At 35.3% G+C, this 19,248-nt stretch carries 16 protein-coding genes; all 16 read left to right on the forward strand.

Going from position 1 to position 19,248, the window contains the following annotated elements; all coding sequences use genetic code 11:
- The first annotated feature begins 115 nt into the window (after window positions 1-115).
- The 16 genes from rfbF (at window position 116) to B9G53_RS20455 (ending at window position 19,228) form a co-directional block, all read left to right on the forward strand.
- Window positions 116-883 (forward strand): glucose-1-phosphate cytidylyltransferase, encoded by a 768-nt coding sequence (rfbF, locus tag B9G53_RS20375; RefSeq protein WP_094535303.1) that lies wholly within the window; start codon window positions 116-118, stop codon window positions 881-883.
- Window positions 883-1,950 carry a CDP-glucose 4,6-dehydratase gene (rfbG, locus tag B9G53_RS20380; protein WP_094535304.1) on the forward strand — a complete coding sequence of 356 codons (1,068 nt, stop codon included), beginning with the start codon at window positions 883-885 and terminating at the stop codon, window positions 1,948-1,950. Before rfbF ends, rfbG begins: the two co-directional genes overlap by 1 nt.
- A gap of 39 nt (window positions 1,951-1,989) precedes the next feature.
- The gene (locus tag B9G53_RS20385; protein WP_094535305.1) at window positions 1,990-3,225 is read left to right on the forward strand and encodes a class I SAM-dependent methyltransferase; all 1,236 of its coding nucleotides are present in this window, start codon (window positions 1,990-1,992) and stop codon (window positions 3,223-3,225) included.
- The gene (gene rfbC / locus B9G53_RS20390; protein WP_094535306.1) at window positions 3,222-3,791 is read left to right on the forward strand and encodes a dTDP-4-dehydrorhamnose 3,5-epimerase; all 570 of its coding nucleotides are present in this window, start codon (window positions 3,222-3,224) and stop codon (window positions 3,789-3,791) included. Before B9G53_RS20385 ends, rfbC begins: the two co-directional genes overlap by 4 nt.
- 239 nt (window positions 3,792-4,030) lie before the next feature.
- The gene (locus tag B9G53_RS20395) at window positions 4,031-4,942 is read left to right on the forward strand and encodes a class I SAM-dependent methyltransferase (protein WP_094535307.1); all 912 of its coding nucleotides are present in this window, start codon (window positions 4,031-4,033) and stop codon (window positions 4,940-4,942) included.
- A gap of 161 nt (window positions 4,943-5,103) precedes the next feature.
- Window positions 5,104-6,222 carry a DegT/DnrJ/EryC1/StrS family aminotransferase gene (locus tag B9G53_RS20400; RefSeq protein WP_094535308.1) on the forward strand — a complete coding sequence of 373 codons (1,119 nt, stop codon included), beginning with the start codon at window positions 5,104-5,106 and terminating at the stop codon, window positions 6,220-6,222.
- A 108-nt stretch (window positions 6,223-6,330) separates the two neighbouring features.
- Entirely contained in the window at window positions 6,331-7,077 is a 747-nt protein-coding gene (locus B9G53_RS20405) for a TylF/MycF/NovP-related O-methyltransferase (protein WP_094535309.1), read from the forward strand.
- Between the two features lie 129 nt (window positions 7,078-7,206).
- A complete protein-coding gene (locus tag B9G53_RS20410) occupies window positions 7,207-7,950 on the forward strand; it encodes a TylF/MycF/NovP-related O-methyltransferase (protein ID WP_094535310.1) in 744 nt (247 codons plus the stop codon).
- Between the two features lie 14 nt (window positions 7,951-7,964).
- Complete coding sequence (locus tag B9G53_RS20415; protein ID WP_094535311.1) at window positions 7,965-9,344, forward strand: hypothetical protein; 1,380 nt, start codon at window positions 7,965-7,967, stop codon at window positions 9,342-9,344.
- Between the two features lie 48 nt (window positions 9,345-9,392).
- Window positions 9,393-10,118 (forward strand): cephalosporin hydroxylase family protein, encoded by a 726-nt coding sequence (locus B9G53_RS20420; protein ID WP_094535312.1) that lies wholly within the window; start codon window positions 9,393-9,395, stop codon window positions 10,116-10,118.
- A 428-nt stretch (window positions 10,119-10,546) separates the two neighbouring features.
- On the forward strand, window positions 10,547-11,395 hold the full coding sequence (locus tag B9G53_RS20425) for a bifunctional 2-polyprenyl-6-hydroxyphenol methylase/3-demethylubiquinol 3-O-methyltransferase UbiG (RefSeq protein ID WP_254923753.1): 849 nt from the start codon (window positions 10,547-10,549) through the stop codon (window positions 11,393-11,395).
- 299 nt (window positions 11,396-11,694) lie between these two features.
- A complete protein-coding gene (locus B9G53_RS20435) occupies window positions 11,695-12,498 on the forward strand; it encodes an ABC transporter permease (protein ID WP_094535315.1) in 804 nt (267 codons plus the stop codon).
- Between the two features lie 74 nt (window positions 12,499-12,572).
- Window positions 12,573-12,941, forward strand: a complete 369-nt coding sequence (locus B9G53_RS20440; protein ID WP_141211840.1) for an EamA family transporter — start codon at window positions 12,573-12,575, stop codon at window positions 12,939-12,941.
- Window positions 12,942-13,044: 103 nt separating this feature from the next.
- Complete coding sequence (locus B9G53_RS20445; RefSeq protein ID WP_094535317.1) at window positions 13,045-13,803, forward strand: ABC transporter ATP-binding protein; 759 nt, start codon at window positions 13,045-13,047, stop codon at window positions 13,801-13,803.
- 76 nt (window positions 13,804-13,879) lie between these two features.
- Window positions 13,880-15,655: a glycosyltransferase gene (locus tag B9G53_RS20450; RefSeq protein WP_094535318.1), complete on the forward strand. Its 1,776-nt coding sequence runs from the start codon at window positions 13,880-13,882 to the stop codon at window positions 15,653-15,655.
- Between the two features lie 69 nt (window positions 15,656-15,724).
- Window positions 15,725-19,228: a glycosyltransferase gene (locus B9G53_RS20455; protein ID WP_094535319.1), complete on the forward strand. Its 3,504-nt coding sequence runs from the start codon at window positions 15,725-15,727 to the stop codon at window positions 19,226-19,228.
- Window positions 19,229-19,248 lie beyond the last annotated feature (20 nt).

The following is a 19,248-nucleotide window of genomic DNA, read 5'->3' on the forward strand; positions in this document are numbered from 1 at the left end:
TCATCCATAGTTTTTAGTCAGACTTCTTGCTGTTAGCAATGAAATGCCATATGTTAGACCAACAAATGGAAGCAGTGCAGAGTTTGTAATTAGCAAAAAATTGGTAAAAATCTAAATGAAAGCCGTAATTTTAGCTGGTGGTTTAGGGACTCGGTTAAGTGAAGAAACCCACCTCAAACCAAAGCCAATGGTGGAGATTGGTGGCAAACCGATTTTATGGCACATTATGAAAACTTATTCAGCCTATGAAATCAATGATTTCATCATTTGTTGTGGCTATAAAGGTTATGTAATTAAGGAATATTTCGCTAATTATTTTTTACACATGTCTGATATTACTTTTGACATGCAGTCCAATCAAATGGAAGTGCATCAAAAAAAAGCAGAACCTTGGCGTGTGACTTTAGTAGATACAGGTGAAACCACTCAAACGGGTGGGAGGCTGCAAAGAGTTAAAAACTATGTAGGTAGTGAAACTTTCTGTTTTACCTATGGTGACGGGGTAAGTAATGTCAACATCAAAGAATTAATTTCTTTTCATCATAAACAGAAACTCCTAGCTACGGTTACAGCAGTTCAGCCCCCTGGACGCTATGGAAATATCAATATAGAGCAAGGCTTGGTCTTAAATTTTCAAGAGAAACCTCAAGGGGATGGTGGATGGATTAATGGAGGTTATTTTGTTTTGGAACCAGAAGTATTTGATTTATTAGAAGGCGATCAGACCAGTTGGGAGTCAGAGACTTTACCAATGATTGCCCATAAACAGGAATTATCTGCTTTTAATCACTATGGTTTTTGGCAAGCAATGGATACTCTTAGAGATAAAAATTATTTGGAAAGCTTGTGGGAAAATGCTAGCGCTCCTTGGAAAGTATGGTGATGAATTTAGAGTTTTGGCAAGATAAAAAAGTTTTAGTGACGGGTCACACTGGCTTTAAAGGTAGTTGGCTATCAGTTTGGCTACAAATTTTAGGAGCTAAGGTGGTTGGCTATAGTTTGCAACCTCATACACAGCCTTGTTTATTTGATTTAGCTCAAGTAAGCGATCGCATGACTTCGATAGTTGGTGATATTCGAGATTTAGATCATCTTGTCAAAACATTAACAAAATATCAGCCTGAAATTGTAATTCATATGGCAGCCCAAGCCTTAGTACGTGAATCTTACAAAAATCCTGCTGAAACCTATGCTGTTAATGTTATGGGTACAGTAAATGTGCTGGAAGCAGTGCGCCAAGTAGGAGGGGTAAAAGCCCTAGTTAACGTAACTTCAGACAAATGTTATGAAAATCGAGAATGGGTTTGGGGATATCGAGAGCATGAGGCTCTAGGAGGTTATGACCCTTACAGTAACAGTAAAGGCTGCTCTGAGTTGGTAACATCGGCTTATCGTAATTCTTTCTTCCATCCTCAAGACTACTTACAACATGGAGTTGGTATTGCCACAGCTCGCGCAGGTAATGTCATTGGTGGTGGTGATTGGGCAAGCGATCGCTTGATTCCTGATATTCTCAAAGCTTGGCAGACTGGACAGAAAGTAGTTATCCGCTATCCCCATGCAGTACGTCCTTGGCAACATGTGCTTGAACCTTTATCTGGCTACCTTACCTTAGCAGAGCATCTATATAATGATGGCGTAAGTTACGGAGGTGCTTGGAATTTTGGACCGAATGAATCTGATGCTCAGACCGTTGGCTGGATTGTTGAGCAGATGGCAAATCTGTGGGGTAAAGAAGCAGATTGGGTTCAAGAAACTTCATTACAGCCCCATGAGGCTAACTATTTGAGGCTAGATTGCTCTAAAGCACGTAGTCAATTAAAATGGCAACCAAAGTTAGATGTAAAAACTGCCTTAGCTTGGGTTATTGAGTGGACAAAGTCTTTGCAGTCTGGAGCAAATATGAGAGATATTACTGCTCATCAAATTAATCAATTTAGCCTTAAATAATTTTAAGGAAATCCAAATTTCAAAAAATATTAAATAGTTATGACCCAAGGAAAATGTCGATTTTGCAAAGCTAGTTTACAACATACATTTGTTGATTTAGGTATGTCGCCTTTATCTAACTCCTATTTAAAATTAGATCAGCTAAACCAAGCAGAGAAGTTTTACCCTCTTCATACCTATGTCTGTGAACAATGTCTACTAGTACAGCTAGAAGAATTTGAATCTCCTGATCATATTTTTAGTGATTATGCTTATTTTTCTTCCTATTCAGATAGCTGGTTGAATCATGCTAAAAAGTACACCGATTTGATGATTGACAGATTTAGCCTTAATAAATCTAGTCTAGTCATTGAAATAGCTAGTAACGATGGTTATCTTTTACAGTTTTTCAAAGAACAAAACATTCCTGTTTTGGGAATCGAACCAGCCGCCAATGTCTCTCAGGTTGCTGAGTCTAAAGGTATCCCTACGCTGGTTAAATTTTTTGGGGTACAAACTGCACAAGAATTATTTGATCTTGGAAAATCCTCTGATTTATTGCTAGGCAATAATGTCTTAGCTCATGTTCCTGACATTAATGATTTTGTGGCAGGAATGAAAATCATTTTGAAGCCTGAGGGAGTCCTAACCATGGAGTTTCCTCATTTATGGCAATTAATTAACCAAAATCAGTTTGATACTATTTACCATGAACATTTTTCCTATTTGTCTTTTACCACTGTAGAAAAAATATTTGCTTGTCATGGTTTAACTTTGTTTGATGTTGAAGAACTATCTACTCATGGTGGCTCATTGCGTATATACGGTATGCATGAACACAATCAAAAATTTATAGTTAGCGATCGCGTTAGATTAATAAAACAAAAAGAGCATCAAGCTGGATTAGACAAAGTTGATACTTATCTTCAGTTTAGTAATCAAGTAATGTCCACTAAACGCAAGTTACTCAGCTTTCTAATTGAACTCAAAAACAATGGTAAAACTATTGTTGGTTATGGCGCTCCAGCTAAGGGCAATACTCTGCTGAATTATTGTGGTATTCGTACAGATTTACTTGAATACACATGCGATCGCAGTCCTTACAAACAAGGATTATTCTTGCCAGGAACGCATATTCCGATCTACTCTCCTAACAAGATTACAGAGACAAAACCCGATTATGTACTCATATTGCCTTGGAACCTCAAGGATGAGATTTGCTCACAACTATCCTATATTCGTGAGTGGGGTGGCAAGTTTATCGTGCCAATTCCAGAGGTAGAGGTGTTGGGATGAAGTTTATAGAAACTAAGCTCAAAGGAGCTTATGTGATCGAAATCGAACCAATCTCTGATAATCGCGGTTTTTTTGCACGATCTTGGTGTCAGCAGGAATTTAGCGATCGCGGGTTAAACCCTAACCTAGTGCAGTGTAATATTTCTTTTAATACTAATAAAGGAACTCTACGGGGAATGCACTATCAAGCAAAACCTCACGAGGAAGCAAAATTAGTTAGATGTACTAGGGGTTCAATCTATGATGTAATCATTGATATTCGTCCCGATTCTTCTACTTTTAAGTCATGGCTATCTATAGAACTAAGTGCTGAAAATCGTAAAGCTTTATATATTCCTGAAGGTTTTGCACATGGGTTTCAAACCTTAGAAAATAACACCGAGGTGTTTTATCAAATGTCTGATTTTTATCATCCAGAATCAGCAAAAGGGATTAGATGGAATGATCCGACATTAGCTGTTGATTGGCTCTTAAGAAATGATTTAATTGTTTCTATCAAAGATCAGCAGTATCCTTTATTTGAGACCATAAGTACATCAGGAGAACAAATGTCACCGAACAGTTAATGAGGGATGGGTGCTGAAGAAACATCCATTTCATGACGACCAAAAAAGACACAAATACGTCGGTCGATCTCACTTTAGCCGTCCAGTAGCGAACAGGAGTCCGCTACTTCGCAAAATATGTTAACCTCTTTCACAGGCTTTTTATATTTGATGTAGTCATCTATAGTCACGTTCAGCACTTCGTAACGCAACGCATTTGCAATCTTCTTCACAACTTTTTGTCCTGTAACAAATTTTTTATGAAAGCTATTACCCAAAATCTGAAATCATTAATTAAAATATTCGTAAAAACACTATTTGGTCAATTCGGCTTGATAGTCATGAGAAAGCCTGTAGAGGCACAGACTCCAGAGACACAGACTCCAGAGGCACAAACTCCAGAAGCGCAAACTCCAGAGGCACAGACTCCAAAGCCAAGCTTTTCTTCGGATGGTCTAACTTCGTTTCATGACTCTTCGTTTATGAATGACGAGGCATTTCTTGATGCATACAATCATACAATGAGACTAATAGGAAAGGATTATTATTGGTATTGGCGTAATTACATTGGTATCAAGTTGGCTGAATATTCTTTTTCTCTATCTCCAAATTTTGTGGAATGCGGAGTTGGAGAGGGATGGATGACGATCTCAATTTTACGATACTTAGGAAAAAAGTACTCGGACATTCCTAGCTTCACGCTTTTCGATACCTTTAGCGGAATTGATCCTAGCATTGTCGATCCACTAGAAGAAGAATCTTGGGGAATGTCGATCTCGCAAAAAAAAGAAGCTTATAAATCAGTTTACAATGGTAATGCAGAAATCGTTAGAAATAACATAGAGGCAACTGCTGGAAAGAATAATAAAGCAACTATAATCCAAGGATCAATACCCAATACTTTGAGTGATGACGTTATAGAAAGAATAATGCAAAATGATCGCATCTCATTCCTTCACATTGATATGAACAACTCTATCCCAGAGGTTGCTTCTCTCAAACAATTTTATCCTTTAATGTTGATAGGAGGTGTGGTTCTTCTAGATGATTATGGATACACTGGACACACATATCAGAAAAATGCCATTGATAAAGCCTGCTTGGAGATGGGAATTCCAATTCCAATCTCTCTTCCTACTGGACAGGGGTTGATTTTGAAGGGAAACTATTAAGATAAAAATGTGAGGCGAACCTAAGTACTGGACAAGAAATTAAAAATAGAACGTTAAATTAGCCTAAATCCCTCAATAAAGAAAGTTTTTGGGTTTCTATACTGAGATATAGATAAATATTCAGGTTTTTTGTCCTGCATTTAGAGATTAACTAATTAAATATGACAAAAACTCGCATTTATTACACTAAACCATCAATTACTGAGCTAGAAGTTGAGTATGCTAATGATGCTGCATGCAACGGCTGGGGCGATCGCTGTTACGAATACATAAATCTTTTTGAAGAAGCGTTTAAAGCCCATTTAGATGTTCAATATGCGATCGCTACTTCAAGCTGTACAGGTGCTTTGCATATGGGCATGGCAGCCTTAGGTATTGGAGAAGACGACGAAGTGATCATGGCTGATACTAACTGGATCGCAACGGCTGCTCCTATAGTTCATTTAGGGGCTAAGCCAGTATTTGTGGATATCTTGCCCGATAGTTGGTGTATTGATCCTGACTTAGCAGAGGCGGCTATTACTCCAAGAACCAAGGCAATTATTGCAGTTCATTTATACGGCAACTTATGTGAGATGGATCGTTTGCTAGCTATTGGGAAAAAATATGGTATCCCAATTATTGAGGATGCAGCTGAAGCAATCGGCTCAGTATATCAGGGTAAACGGGCTGGCAGCATGGGTAAGTTTGGTAGTTTTTCTTTTCATGGGACTAAAACACTGACTACTGGTGAAGGGGGGATGTTTGTTACCAATGATGCTGACCTCTATGAAACTGTGCTAACACTTTCCAATCATGGGCGTGCTAGAGGGCAAACCAAACAATTTTGGGCAGATATGGTTGGCTTTAAGTATAAAATGTCTAACATTCAAGCAGCGATCGGTTGCGCTCAAATGGAACGAATTGATGAATTAATCAACCGTAAGCGTGAAATTTTAAAATACTATCGGGAAAATTTACAGTTTTTGAAGGGGGTATCTATAAATCCTGAACCAGAAGGAACAATAAACGGTGCTTGGATGCCTACTATTGTTTTTGACAAAGAAATAGGAATTACTCGTGAGGAATTGCAAACATCTTTACAATCTAAAAATATAGATGCAAGGGTATTCTTTCATCCTTTATCTAGCTTGCCGATGTTCCAAACTCAAAGCCAAAACAAGTGGGCTCAGAATGTGCCAGAAAGGTCAATTAATTTACCTAGTTATCATGATATGCTGATATCGGATCAAGACTTTATCTTATACATATTAAAAAATCTTTACAAAAAGTTTGTGTAAAGTTTAGTACTTTCGGGTTCGACTTTAGTGTGAATTCAGACAATGTTTTAATTGAAGAAGTCGATTCCCTTCCAAATAGTTGTAGTTAGTGAATGCACAGGATTATCAATGTTTCGTGAACCAAAATATCAGTCAGACAAAGATTTGGCTCAAATGGATTTAACTGAAAAGGTTTTTCTGGCTTCTTCAGGATCAACGATTGATAAAATCGATGCTTTCACTAAATTTGTCTCCCGAAGGACGCTTGCAAAATTTTTAGTTAGGCAAGAGATCTTTCACAAAATCCTGACTGTTAACGGCTCGATAATTGAATGTGGTGTTCTCAATGGGGCAGGGCTTTTTACCTATGCCCATTTATCAGCAATATTTGAACCAGTAAATCACACCAGAAAGATTATTGGATTTGATACATTTGGAGGATTTGAGTCAATTAATGAAAAAGACCTATCAACAGGAACTTCTTCCCATTTGTCGGCTGGCGGATTAGCTGGATCATCGCTCGAAGAGTTGCAACTAGCAATTGAACTTTTTGACTCCAATAGACCTCTGTCTCATATCCCTAAAATTGAACTAGTGAAGGGAGATATAATTAAGACGGCTCCTGAATATTTAAAAAACAATCCTCATTTAGTTGTTAGTCTACTATATCTGGATCTAGATATATATTCACCGACTAAAGTGGCTCTTGAAACATTTTTACCTCGTATGCCAAAGGGGGCAATTATAGTTTTTGACGAACTAAATACACAATCTTTTCCAGGTGAGACATTAGCTGTCGATGAAGTCTTAGGTCTGCGTAATCTTAAAATAGAAAGGTTTACCATTGATCCTTACATATCTTACTGTGTCCTATAGGCAATGAATAACCCCACACACAGTGAGGGTAACAATGTATTCTGAAGCCTTTTTTTGCGAGAATAGAACATCCTCAAGCACTAAACTGACACTGCTGTTGAACATAAAAATAGTTGGAGAGTATTATTAATGTTTCGGGAACCTAAGTATCAGTCAAATAAAGATTTAACTCAAATGGATCTAACTGAAAAGGTTTTTCTAGCTTCTTCAGGATCAACAATTGATAAGATCGATGCCTTTACTAAATTTGTCTCCAGAATGGCTCTTGCGAGATTTCTAGTTAGACAAGAAATTTTTCGTAAAATCCTACATGTTAATGGGTCAGTTATTGAATGTGGTGTTCTCAATGGGGCAGGGCTTTTTACCTATGCCCAGCTGTCGACAATACTTGAGCCAGTAAATCACACCAGAAAGATTATTGGATTTGATACATTTGGAGGATTTGAGTCAATTGATGAAAAAGACCTATCAACAGGAACTTCTTCCCATTTGTCGGCTGGCGGATTAGCTGGATCATCGCTCGAAGAGTTGCAACTAGCAATTGAACTTTTTGACTCCAATAGACCTCTGTCTCATATTCCTAAAATTGAACTAGTGAAGGGAGATATAATTAAGACGGCTCCTGAATATTTAAAAAACAATCCTCATTTAGTTGTTAGCCTGCTGTATATGGATCTAGGCATATATACCCCGACTAAAGTGGCTCTTGAAACATTTTTGCCTCGTATGCCAAAAGGTTCAATTATAGTTTTTAATGGCAACACGCAATCTTTTCCAGGTGAGACATTAGCTGTCGATGAAGTCTTAGGTTTGCGTAATCTTAAAATAGAAAAGTTTACTATTGATCCCTACAACCACTATTGTATTTTATAGAGAAGTAAATTGGAATGAAAAAGCTACTAGTAATAAATACCATTGGTTTAACTGGAGTTGAAGTTTTAGCATCCGAAATAGCTAAGTTCCCTGAAGTTCTATTTCTACCTGGGCAAAATTTTATTCAATTCAATTCGTGTTTATACCGCTATCATGACTATAATGATTTTACTCATGAAGAAATATTTATGAGTTTAAACAGGCATCAGTATACCAAAGATGGCAGATGCTGGTCTGGGTTGACCAAGCACATGAGTTTACAAATTAAGCAAAAATATAATTTATCGCTTCACAAGAAAATGTTTGTCGATAGTTTAGGTAAAGATAAAGATACCCTAAACTGTATTATCCATTATTGCCAAACCTTTTTTGATTGCATGGATATTAATACTGAGGGTTTTAGCTATTTTGGATTTTGGGGAGCAAATTTTGTTTTATCTGATTCTGATAAACCTGATTTCTTAGACAAAGTAAAAGTAATTAACTGGAATGCAGATGTTTATTCATGGCTATCTATGATTAGTAGCCGTATGACATGGGATTGCATAGAAGCCTGCAAGTTTTGGATAGTTAACAATCTATTCCTTTCAAATTACGGAAACCAAAATTCTGCTTTTATAAATATTGAAAGGGCAAGCTTCTTATTGCAGAAAGAAAAAGAGATAAAGTCTATTAAAAAATTCATACATAGTTCTGATAAAGATAACACCCACTTTAATAATTCTGATAGCTTTAGATTTGTTGAGGATTTGGGATTTGTAAAATTCAACCAAGAACTGGTTAATTCTATTGAAGAAAATGCCGCAGATCTACGAAAAATATATAGTGAAAATATCTATTTTCAAATGGCTGATAGTATAGATACTTGGAGTCGAAAATTTATTGATAATAGTGCTAACCAGTCCCTTTTGCTAGACTATCAGAAATTTTGGAATTCTACCGCACATACGAATTTTGATTGGATTGATCCGATATCGTTACAGGTTATTGAGTCTGCTTTGAGGATGTCTGGATATGAAGAAAATGTACATAATCTAAGTTGCGATTTTTATCATAAATACTCTAATTTGTCTTCAGATACGCATGATCAACCAAGAGTTGCTATAGAACACAGCTGGGGTAGTTTGGAGGATGAAATAGTTATTCCGAAAACGCCTTATCACATTAAGGTTGTCCTACAGTATTTGGAAAATATAGCTAGTAATCATATTAAGTATAGTCATAGTTGTTTATCAATCAAAAATGGTAATCTATATAAAAGAATCATGAAACCAGAATATCAGCAAAAGATCCAACAATTTGGTTTGATGAACAAGATGGAAAAAGTGAATGACTGCGTGCGTCAAGTTGAAGAGATTGTAAAGGTACTATTACAAACGGTTAATACACGTTAAGTAAAACCTACTGCAAACAAAAATAAAATATATCTATAGATTATTCTTATGAATTATTCTTCTACAGCAATCGAAATCTCCAATAATGTTGAGTTGTATAATGCAGCCGATGCTTTTCTGAAAACTTCAGTCCCCCTAAAGTATTCCTATAATTTTTCATGGCTAGGAAGACCTATCATTCAGTATCCGCAAGATATGATTGCTATTCAGGAACTGATATGGTCAATTCAACCTGACTTAATCATAGAAACAGGCATTGCCCATGGTGGATCGTTAATTTTTTCTGCATCAATGTTAGAGCTGATCGCCATCTGTGGAGGTTCACAGGATGCTGAGGTATTAGGATTAGATATTGATATTCGTGCTCACAACCGTGAGGCGATAGAAGGACATCCAATGTTTAAACGCATTTCGATGATTCAAGGATCTAGTATTGCTCCTGAAATTATTGGACAAGTCAAAGCAAAAGCAACAGGAAAACAAAAAATCTTGATTTTTTTAGACAGTAACCACACTCATGATCATGTACTTGCAGAGTTAGAAGCATATGCACCATTAGTCTCAGTTGGTAGTTATTGTGTTGTGTTTGACACTGCGATCGAAGATTTACCTGATGATATGTTTAGCGATCGCCCTTGGGGAGTAGGCAACAATCCTAAAACAGCAGTTTGGGAATACCTCAAGTCTCATCCAGAGTTTGAGATCGACAAAAGTATTGAACACAAGTTGTTGATTACAGTTGCACCAGATGGATATTTAAAAAGAATAAGATAGAGTGATGTGCAACTCAGAAAATCCGACTTCAAACTGTAAAAGATTGAGGGAATGACGATTGAGCCAAAAACAAGGAGTATATGCAAAGATCTCACGACTAAGGCGAGTTAAAACTCGCTGACGGATCGTTTTGGTGTCTTGGATTCAGATCCGAAAGATTTAGCTGACGCGGTAGATTCTACTCTTATTGGAAAATCATATTGGTCGTACTTTCTCTTTTGGTCTCATCATTAAAACCTCATTTTTGCCCATCCTTGGCAATTCTGTAAAGGTATTTATACTTTAACTTACAGGATAATATATTATATTTAAGATTTACGCAAAATAATGGGACATGGCGGCAATTAATTAATTGCTATTGGCATAAAACAAAGCATTTTGTATAAGTCCTAATGTAGTTAGGTTCAAGCAAAACGGAGAAAATGATCGTGTTTGGCAAAGTCAAGGCAAAGGTAAAAAATGTCATTATCAAGAAATTGGGACTCGGCATTGGTTATGACCCTACTACAGAAAAAAAGATCTTGCTCGGCAAAGTCAAGGCAAATACAAAAAATGTTGTCAGGAGACTGGGGGTAAATATTGGCTATGATCCTGTTACCGAATTCCATGCAAATCATTACCTTCACCATAATGCACGACGACTTGAACACTTGGCGAGTTTAAGAATTCCAGTTGCAGGAATGTCAGTACTAGAAGTTGGTGCTGGTATAGGCGATCATTCACATTACTATATTGATAGAGGTTGCAGTGTAACTATCACAGAAGTACGCGATGAAAATCTTTACTATTTAAGAAAACGCTATCCATGGTATCGCGTTCATTTTCTTGATATGGAATCTCCTTCTAATATTGAGAGTTCTCCATTTGATGTGATTCATTGTTATGGTCTTCTGTATCATTTAAATTCACCTAAAAAAGCTTTAGAGTACCTTAGTCAGAATACAAAAAAGATGCTATTTCTAGAGACATGTGTCTCATTTGGTGAAACCGACGAAATAAACCTCACGGGAGAGAAACAGTTAGACCCAACGCAGGCTAATTCTGGAACTGGTTGCAGACCAACAAGGGCATGGTTATTTAGGGAATTACAAAGTCTTTTTGAATACGTTTATCTTCCGACAACTCAGCCATGCCATGACGAATTTCCACTAGACTGGACTATTCAAAAAAATCCTAAGTCTCGCTTACAGCGGGCTATATTCATTGCTTCCCGTGAACCACTAGAAAATGAAAGACTAACAACATCTTTGATTCTCCAACAAACTAGGCATGAATAGTATTATACGAAATGCTATGATAGGTCACTGCTTTATTTATGAAAGGTAAGCATCAATCAACTAGTGAGCTAGTTAGTCGATTGATGCAAATAACTATTATTTATTATCCATTCCTGCCATGAAGCAAAGTGACAGTGGGATAACAACCATTAGGCAGAAAGTTTTTTTGTTGAAGCCTTCGTGGCGAACTTGTTTGGAGATCTTTCAGCAATCTTTGAATATAATCTTTTTAGACTTTGATAGCATTAAAATATTGCATATCTTAAATTATCTTAACCAATTACGAGATCTTGATTTCAATGATACTTTCATTAGTTAATAAATATGTTAGCCCTGAATTAAGGCATTTTTGGGAAATACTTCATGTTTTGGTTAGCCGAAACGTCAATGTGCGTTATCGAGGTTCGGTCTTGGGAATATATTGGTCATTATTCAACCCTTTAATCATGACTGCATTATATTCAGCCATCTTCGGCAGTACATTTTCTAAGTATTACGGGTCAATTTGGAACTATATCCTAGCTGCTTTTACAGGTTTAGTAGTAATCAATTTTTTCTCTTCCTCTACAACACAGGCTCTAGTGAGTGTTGTTAGTAATGGTAGCTTACTAAATAAAATTCGATTGCCTGTAAGCGTTTTTCCCGTTTCCATGATTGCTGCCAATATTTTTCAGTTTGTGCTGGGACCTTTTCTTTTACTGGCGATCGTTGCATTAATCAAATCAAAAAGCTTGATTAATGTTTTCGCTATATTTTTGCCATTCATGGCATTGGTATTATTTTGTATTGGTGTAGGATTTTTTGTAAGTGCCTTGTATGTCTTTTACAGGGACTTGCCATATTTTTATGAACTATTAGTCTTTATGCTCTGGATTAGCAGTCCTGTATTTTATCCCGCCGAGATTGTGCCAAAATCTGTGCAGCCATTTGTAAATTTAAATCCATTGTCCCCAATTATTGAGAGCTTTCGCCAAATCACTCTCTCTGGCAATCTACCAGATGTTACGCTGATATTGACCGCACTCTTAAGTGGTATGATTTTTGCAGTGCTTGGCTTTTTGTACTTTCAGCGATCTCGATCGCAATTTATGGATTTACTTTAGGTAAGGAATAATATTTAAATCTAAGTTAAAGCCTCAAAATTTTTTACAGTTATTCATTTAGAGTATATAAAACTTTGACACCACAAGAGTTTAGTTTGCTGCTAATGTCAGTTTTGGCTAGTGTGGGGGGGCAGTTTTTCTTGAAATTAGGTGCAATAAGATTAGGGAAAGTTAGTGCCAGTAATGCTTTTGGTCATATCCTTAGTATTATTACAATACCTGAGTTAATTGGAGGTCTTGCTTTCTATGGATTAGGGGCTTTGACCTATATTCTCCTTCTTACTAGAGTTAATCTTAGTGTAGCTGCACCTTCTGGCTCACTAATCTATGTTTTTTCTGTAATGCTTGGATACTTCTTCTTCAAAGAATCAATACCCCTTAGCCGTCTATTTGGTTTGGGCTTTATTATGCTTGGAGTAATACTAGTAGTCTGGAAAAAATAGATCTGTAATTGCAAAAAAATTCTTAAGCAGTAGATTCTTTGATATTATGATTTGCAAATTACATTTTCAAGGATCACAATCGAAAATCATGGATTTACGATAGATGGAAGTTATTCGGCTAGAGCAAGTTAGTTTGTGGCGCAGAACTCAAGAGGAGTTTTCCTACGATCTCAAGAAAACTATACTATCTATATTAGAGGGCAAATATCGCCACCCCGAAAGAAAGTTAGTACTTGATAAGATTGACTTTGTGGTAGAAAAGGGTGAAAAAATCGGAATTATTGGTGGTAACGGTGCGGGTAAATCTACGTTGCTAAAAGTGATTTCCGGGATTTTAGAACCCAAAACTGGTACGGTTAGAGTACGTGGTAGTATTGCCCCTTTAATTGAATTGGGGGCGGGGTTTGACGCGGAAATTTCGGTCAAGCAAAATATTCTGTTGTACGGCGTGCTGCTAGGCTTTTCTAGAGAAGAAATGACAGAAAGAACAAAATCGATACTTGAGTTTGCAGAGTTAGAAGAATACGAATACGTCCCAGTAAAAGGGCTTTCATCAGGTATGGTAGCTCGCTTAGCCTTTGCGATCGCCACAGATGTTCAGCCAGATATCTTGATACTAGATGAAGTTCTGTCTGTAGGAGATGAAAGCTTTAAGAATAAATGTAAGAAACGTTTAGATAAATTTTGGGATTCTCATGTGACTATCCTAGTAGTTTCTCACTCTATGGAATTTATTCGTGAATCCTGTGTCAGAGCGATTTGGATGAATAAAGGCACAATAAAATTAACGGGGGAAGCAGACAAAGTTGTAGAAACCTATTTAAATAGTGTAGGTAATGAGAATTCGCTAATTAGCTACTAACATCAAAATATTTTTGGCGTTTAGAGTATCTATACAATTATTTTGGATAATCAATAAGCTCATTTATGTTTTTATCATGAATCAACCTAAAGTTAGTATTGGTATGCCTTTATACAATGGAGAGAAGTTTATATGTCAAGCATTAGATTCTTTATTGTCTCAAACACATGAAAACTTTGAGTTAATAATTTCAGACAATGCCTCTACAGACTCCACGCGCTCAATTTGTCTGGATTATGCAAATCATGATAAAAGAATAAGATTTTATGAAAACAATGAAAATGTTGGAGCGATCAAAAACTTTCAAATAGTTCTTGATCTAGCAAGTTCTGATTACTTTATGTGGGCAGCTTGTGATGATATTTGGGAACCGAGTTACATTTCAAAATTAATCGATATTATGAATATTGATAAAAGTATTGTTTTAGCTTTTCCAATATTCAGTGTGATTGATGAGAATGGCATAGAGATTTCCGAGTATCTAGATATTCTTGAACTCCCTTCAGATGATTTATATCAACGTTTATCCAATTATATAAATCAATATGAACAATTAGGCAAATCAAATCCGATTTATGGATTGATGCAAAGAAAATATGCTGAATCTGCTTTTAAGTCGGTCTTTAATCTTATGAATGATAATGTTTGGGGGGCAGACATGTTGTTCGTTTTTCAATTACTTACATTAGGTAAATTAGCTATTGCTGAAGAAATCCTATTTCACAAAAGAAAACTTGCTACAGCACCTTCATCTAATATGCTTACTGATTGGCATAGCTATTTCACTGGTTATAGGTATCTTATTTTAAATAGTACTAATATTAGTGAATATCAGAAGAAAGGTCTTAATGCTGAAATATATGAACGTCAAATCAATAGTAATATAGAAAAACTAGCGAATAAAATACTACCCTCTTACTTACATTCAAGAGAATATACAATGGATTACTCTCCTCAATTAAGTTACTCTCAGTCAGGTGAAGACTTAATTATTAAGTTTATCTTTGATGCAATTGGGATTCACAAACCTCGATATTTAGATATAGGTGCATATCATCCTGAAATATTGAGTAATACCGCCTTATTCTATCAAAATGGATCTCATGGTATTAATGTTGAGGCTAATCCATATTTATTGGATAACTTTTTTACTAAAAGACCTAAGGACATTAATCTGAACTTGGGTGTAGGGAGTGCAAGTAATAAACTAGACTTTTATGTAATGTCAACTCCAACCTTAAGTACATTTTCGCAAGAGGAAGTTCAAAAATATGTTGCTGAAACAAAACATACTCTACAAGAAATAATTCCCATTCAAGTTGAAACTATTAATCAAATAGTCAATCAATATGCTGGAGGATGTTTCCCTGAACTTTTATCTTTAGATGTTGAGGGGTTAGATTTAGCTATACTTCAATCAATTGACTATCAGAAAAGCTATCCCATTGTTATCTGTGTGGAAACAATATCTTTCTCAGAGACAGGAGAAGGAGAAAAAAACCATCAAGTTTCTGATTTTTTAACTAGTCAGGGATATTTAATTTATGCTGATACTTATATAAATACAATATTTGTCAAAGAGGCTGAATGGAAGCAACAAGGGAAGAAATATCAATCAATCAATGTACAGCCAATCTCATTACGAACTAATGGTAGCTCTTTAGACCCTTTGTCTCTAGCATATGAGGTAGATCGGTTATCTACTCAACTAGAATCTGCAAGCAATCAGCTAGAAACTTTAATCCATCAGTTAGAGATCGAAAAACAAAAGATTAATGCTCTAGAAAGTAGTAAGTTCTGGAAGCTACGTAAGTTCTGGTTTAAATTAAAAAACCTGTTCAAAAGCAAGTAAACCTACTTTATCTGACAAATATTAATTATTTAAAATACAAATATTCTAAAAATACAGGCATTTAAAATCATGCTAAATATTATCATTTTTAGTAAAAACAGAGCTTGTCAATTAGAGCTATTACTAAGAAGTTTAAAAATATATCTTCAAGATTGGCAATTTTATTCTGTAAATATTATCTATAGTTACAGCAACAACGACTATGAACAGGGCTATGAAATAGTAAAGAAACAATTTCCTTCGTTTAACTATTTCCCAGAGTCCCAAGACCAATTTGTTGCTGATTCTTTTAAAAACTTAGTTCTCGAATGTTTTAAGAATAATCAGCCTTATACAACGTTTCTTGTTGATGACTTAGTCTTTAAATCATTTGTTGATCTTACAGACGTTACATTTCAGACATTTGCTAACGATCCCAGTATCCTTTGTTTATCCTTGAGACTTTCTCCTCAAATCAAATACTGCTACACATCAAATGTTTTCTCTCCTCCACCTTCATTTGATACATCTCTTATATGGAATTGGCAAAAGCAACCTAAAAATTCAGACTGGGGTTATCCAATGTCTCTTGATGGGCATATATTTAGAACCACTGAAATCCAAGATCTTATTATATCCAATCAGTCGTTTAATAACCCTAACACTTTAGAGACTCAGTTAGCGCTTCGCCCCCTATCCTCTCCTCAGATGATCTGTTATCCTGACAGTAAAATTGTTAACATACCAGCTAATAAAGTTCAGAATATTTATAGTAACCGTCATGCTCAGATCAGTGATTTAAGTGATTTAAATCAACATTTTTTAAACGGTTATCGTCTAAGTCTAAAACCAATTCTAGACACTAAAAATATTTCTGTGCATCAAGAAATTCCATTACATTTTTTTAATCCATTTCAAAAAAATTCTAGTATTTCAATCGCAATTTTGTGCCGAAACGATGTTTCTCGTTTGATTTATCAAATTGAGTCTTTACTCTGCCAGACAATTTTACCCGCAAACATAACTTGTATACTTAATGAAGAATCTTCTTCTCTAGAAGCCTCAAAAATTATTGAATTAACAAAAAACTTCTATTGCAATATAGAGGTAATAGTCAATTCCACTACCAAAGAAGTAGCAGATATAAGTCAAATCATTAATATAGAAAACAACTTTATTTTTCTATATATTGACAAAAACATATCATCCACTTTTATTGAGGATTATCTCAAAGGAAATCATGAGTTTGAAGATTTAGACTTCTATAATCTGCAACAAATCAAATATGACAAAGAATGTCTAGTCTCTAATCTAGAACAAATTGAGTCTCAGTTGCAATATCAACTTGAAATTACTAATCCTCAGCTACAGCAAACCAAATCTCAACTACTACAAACTGAGGCACAACTAGAACAAGCCAAATCTCAACTACTGCAAACTGAATCCCGACTACAACAAACTAAATTTCAACTACAACAAGAAAAAATAAATTTAGAGGCTATTCAAAGTAGTAAATTCTGGAAAATTAGAGAGAAGTGGTTCGAGGTTAGAAAAAAAATAGGCATCAACAATGAAGAACAAGGGCTTTCATTGTTGACTTTTTATAAAATCTTTATCAATAAATTTAATATTGAGGCTAATGCTAAGAAAAACAACTTGATAGAAATTGAACAAGAACAGTGGGATCGCAATTTACCTCTAGTTAGTGTAGTTATTCCTTGTTACAACTATGGCAAATATTTAGAGGATGCAATTGATTCAGTTCTAGTGCAAACTTACCCAAATTTTGAAATTATTGTTGTCGATGACGGTTCAACTGAACCAGACACAATCAAAATGTTAAATGGTTTGAATAAGCCTAAAACCAAGCTAATTAAGACTAACAATTTCAAGCTTCCTGCCGCTCGTAATAACGGAATCAAAGAAGCAAAAGGTAAGTACATATGTTGTCTAGACGCAGATGACCTACTCAAGCCTACTTACCTAGAGAAATGCTTATTTAAGCTTGAAACTGAGAATGTAGATGTTTGTTATACTTGGGTTCAAGAATTTGGTGATAGTCAAGCCATAATACCAACTAAAGAATTTGATATTGATTCTTTAATGGAGAAGAACTGCCTACATGTTTCGGCAATGTTCAAACGTAGTGTTTGGGAGGCTGTAGGTGGCTACAATGAATCAATGGTTGATGGTTATGAAGATTGGGATTTTTGGTTAGCGATCGCCAAAATTGGAGGGATGGGAGCTAAAATCGATGAGCCACTATTTTTGTACCGAAAGCATGGATATTCAATGATATCTTCTGCTCTTGAAAAACATGAAACTTTATATAAACAAATAAAAAATAATCACAAGACTCTGTACATTAATAAGAAAGCAATCAAAGAAATTAAACGTAATCAAAAGAAATATATTATCAATAATAGCTTTGTAAATTTACATCATACTTTTCAAGATAATTCTATTGAAGATAGCAAGAAAAACAATATTTTATTTGCTTTGCCTTGGATGACAACTGGTGGAGTTGACACAGTAATTTTGCAACTGATTAGAACATTAAAAACTCAAGGTTTCGATGTAACGGTTTGCACAACATCTGCAACAACTTCAGATATGGGTGATAGCACTTCAAAGTATGAAGAGGTTACTCCAAAAATATACAATCTATGCAAATTGCTTAAGTCTGAAATCTGGAAAGAACTTGTTTTTTATCTGATTGAATCGCAAAGTGTAGAAATTATTTTTCTTTCTGGCTCAACCTTTTTTTATGAAATATTACCAGATATAAAAAGCAAATTCCCAGACATCAAAATTGTTGATCAACTATATAACGAATTCGGACATATCAACAATAATCGTAAATACTGTAGATTTATTGATATGAATATTGCTGAGAATGAAGCAGTTGCAAATTGTCTTCTATTAGAGCATCAAGAGCAATCCGATAGAGTTCGTTTAATTAATAACGGAGTGGATACCAATTATTTCAACCCTAATACAGTCAGTAATATTGAATTAGTTGATGATTCAGTTCCTAAAGACAAGTTTATCATTTCTTTCTTAGGCAGGTTTTCACAGGAAAAATGTCCTAAACTATTTGTTGAAATTGTAAATCATTTAAAAAATGATGATTCGCTTTATTTTGTTATGGCTGGCAACGGCAATTTATATCATGAAACATTAGAGCAAATAAAAAGATACAGATTAGAAAATAAAGTATATCTACCTGGTTTTGTAGACACTAGAGACTATCTAAAAATTTCTAATTTACTTGTCTTGCCATCTCAAATTGATGGAAGACCAAATGCTGTTTTAGAGAGCTTGTCGATGGGTGTCCCTGTTATTGCGTCATCAGTTGGTGGCTTGCCGAAAATTATTAAGGATGAATACAATGGATTTCTATGTGCATCTGGTGATATAGAAAGCTTTGTAAATTGCATTCAAAAAGTGATTGCAAATAAGGAACTTTATCTAAGCATGAGAATAAATGCCAGAAAGTATGCTGTAGAATATCTTGATATTAATATTGTCCAAAATATATATATAAGCTTGTTTAAAGAATTATTGCTTCAGAATATTTTTAGGCAAAGTTGACAATTAATATTAATTAATAT

This window comes from Pseudanabaena sp. SR411 (assembly GCF_002251945.1).
Lineage (GTDB): Bacteria > Cyanobacteriota > Cyanobacteriia > Pseudanabaenales > Pseudanabaenaceae > Pseudanabaena.

Bases quoted from the DNA above. Each gene is read 5' to 3' on its own strand.
- B9G53_RS20450 (WP_094535318.1), top strand. From the start codon at position 13,880: ATGAATCAACCTAAAGTTAGTATTGGTATGCCTTTATACAATGGAGAG.
- B9G53_RS20395 (WP_094535307.1), top strand. From the start codon at position 4,031: ATGAAAGCTATTACCCAAAATCTGAAATCATTAATTAAAATATTCGTA.
- B9G53_RS20400 (WP_094535308.1), top strand. From the start codon at position 5,104: ATGACAAAAACTCGCATTTATTACACTAAACCATCAATTACTGAGCTA.
- B9G53_RS20410 (WP_094535310.1), top strand. From the start codon at position 7,207: ATGTTTCGGGAACCTAAGTATCAGTCAAATAAAGATTTAACTCAAATG.
- B9G53_RS20455 (WP_094535319.1), top strand. From the start codon at position 15,725: ATGCTAAATATTATCATTTTTAGTAAAAACAGAGCTTGTCAATTAGAG.
- B9G53_RS20385 (WP_094535305.1), top strand. From the start codon at position 1,990: ATGACCCAAGGAAAATGTCGATTTTGCAAAGCTAGTTTACAACATACA.
- B9G53_RS20420 (WP_094535312.1), top strand. From the start codon at position 9,393: ATGAATTATTCTTCTACAGCAATCGAAATCTCCAATAATGTTGAGTTG.
- rfbC (WP_094535306.1), top strand. From the start codon at position 3,222: ATGAAGTTTATAGAAACTAAGCTCAAAGGAGCTTATGTGATCGAAATC.
- B9G53_RS20415 (WP_094535311.1), top strand. From the start codon at position 7,965: ATGAAAAAGCTACTAGTAATAAATACCATTGGTTTAACTGGAGTTGAA.
- B9G53_RS20405 (WP_094535309.1), top strand. From the start codon at position 6,331: ATGTTTCGTGAACCAAAATATCAGTCAGACAAAGATTTGGCTCAAATG.
- rfbF (WP_094535303.1), top strand. From the start codon at position 116: ATGAAAGCCGTAATTTTAGCTGGTGGTTTAGGGACTCGGTTAAGTGAA.
- B9G53_RS20435 (WP_094535315.1), top strand. From the start codon at position 11,695: ATGATACTTTCATTAGTTAATAAATATGTTAGCCCTGAATTAAGGCAT.
- B9G53_RS20445 (WP_094535317.1), top strand. From the start codon at position 13,045: ATGGAAGTTATTCGGCTAGAGCAAGTTAGTTTGTGGCGCAGAACTCAA.
- rfbG (WP_094535304.1), top strand. From the start codon at position 883: ATGAATTTAGAGTTTTGGCAAGATAAAAAAGTTTTAGTGACGGGTCAC.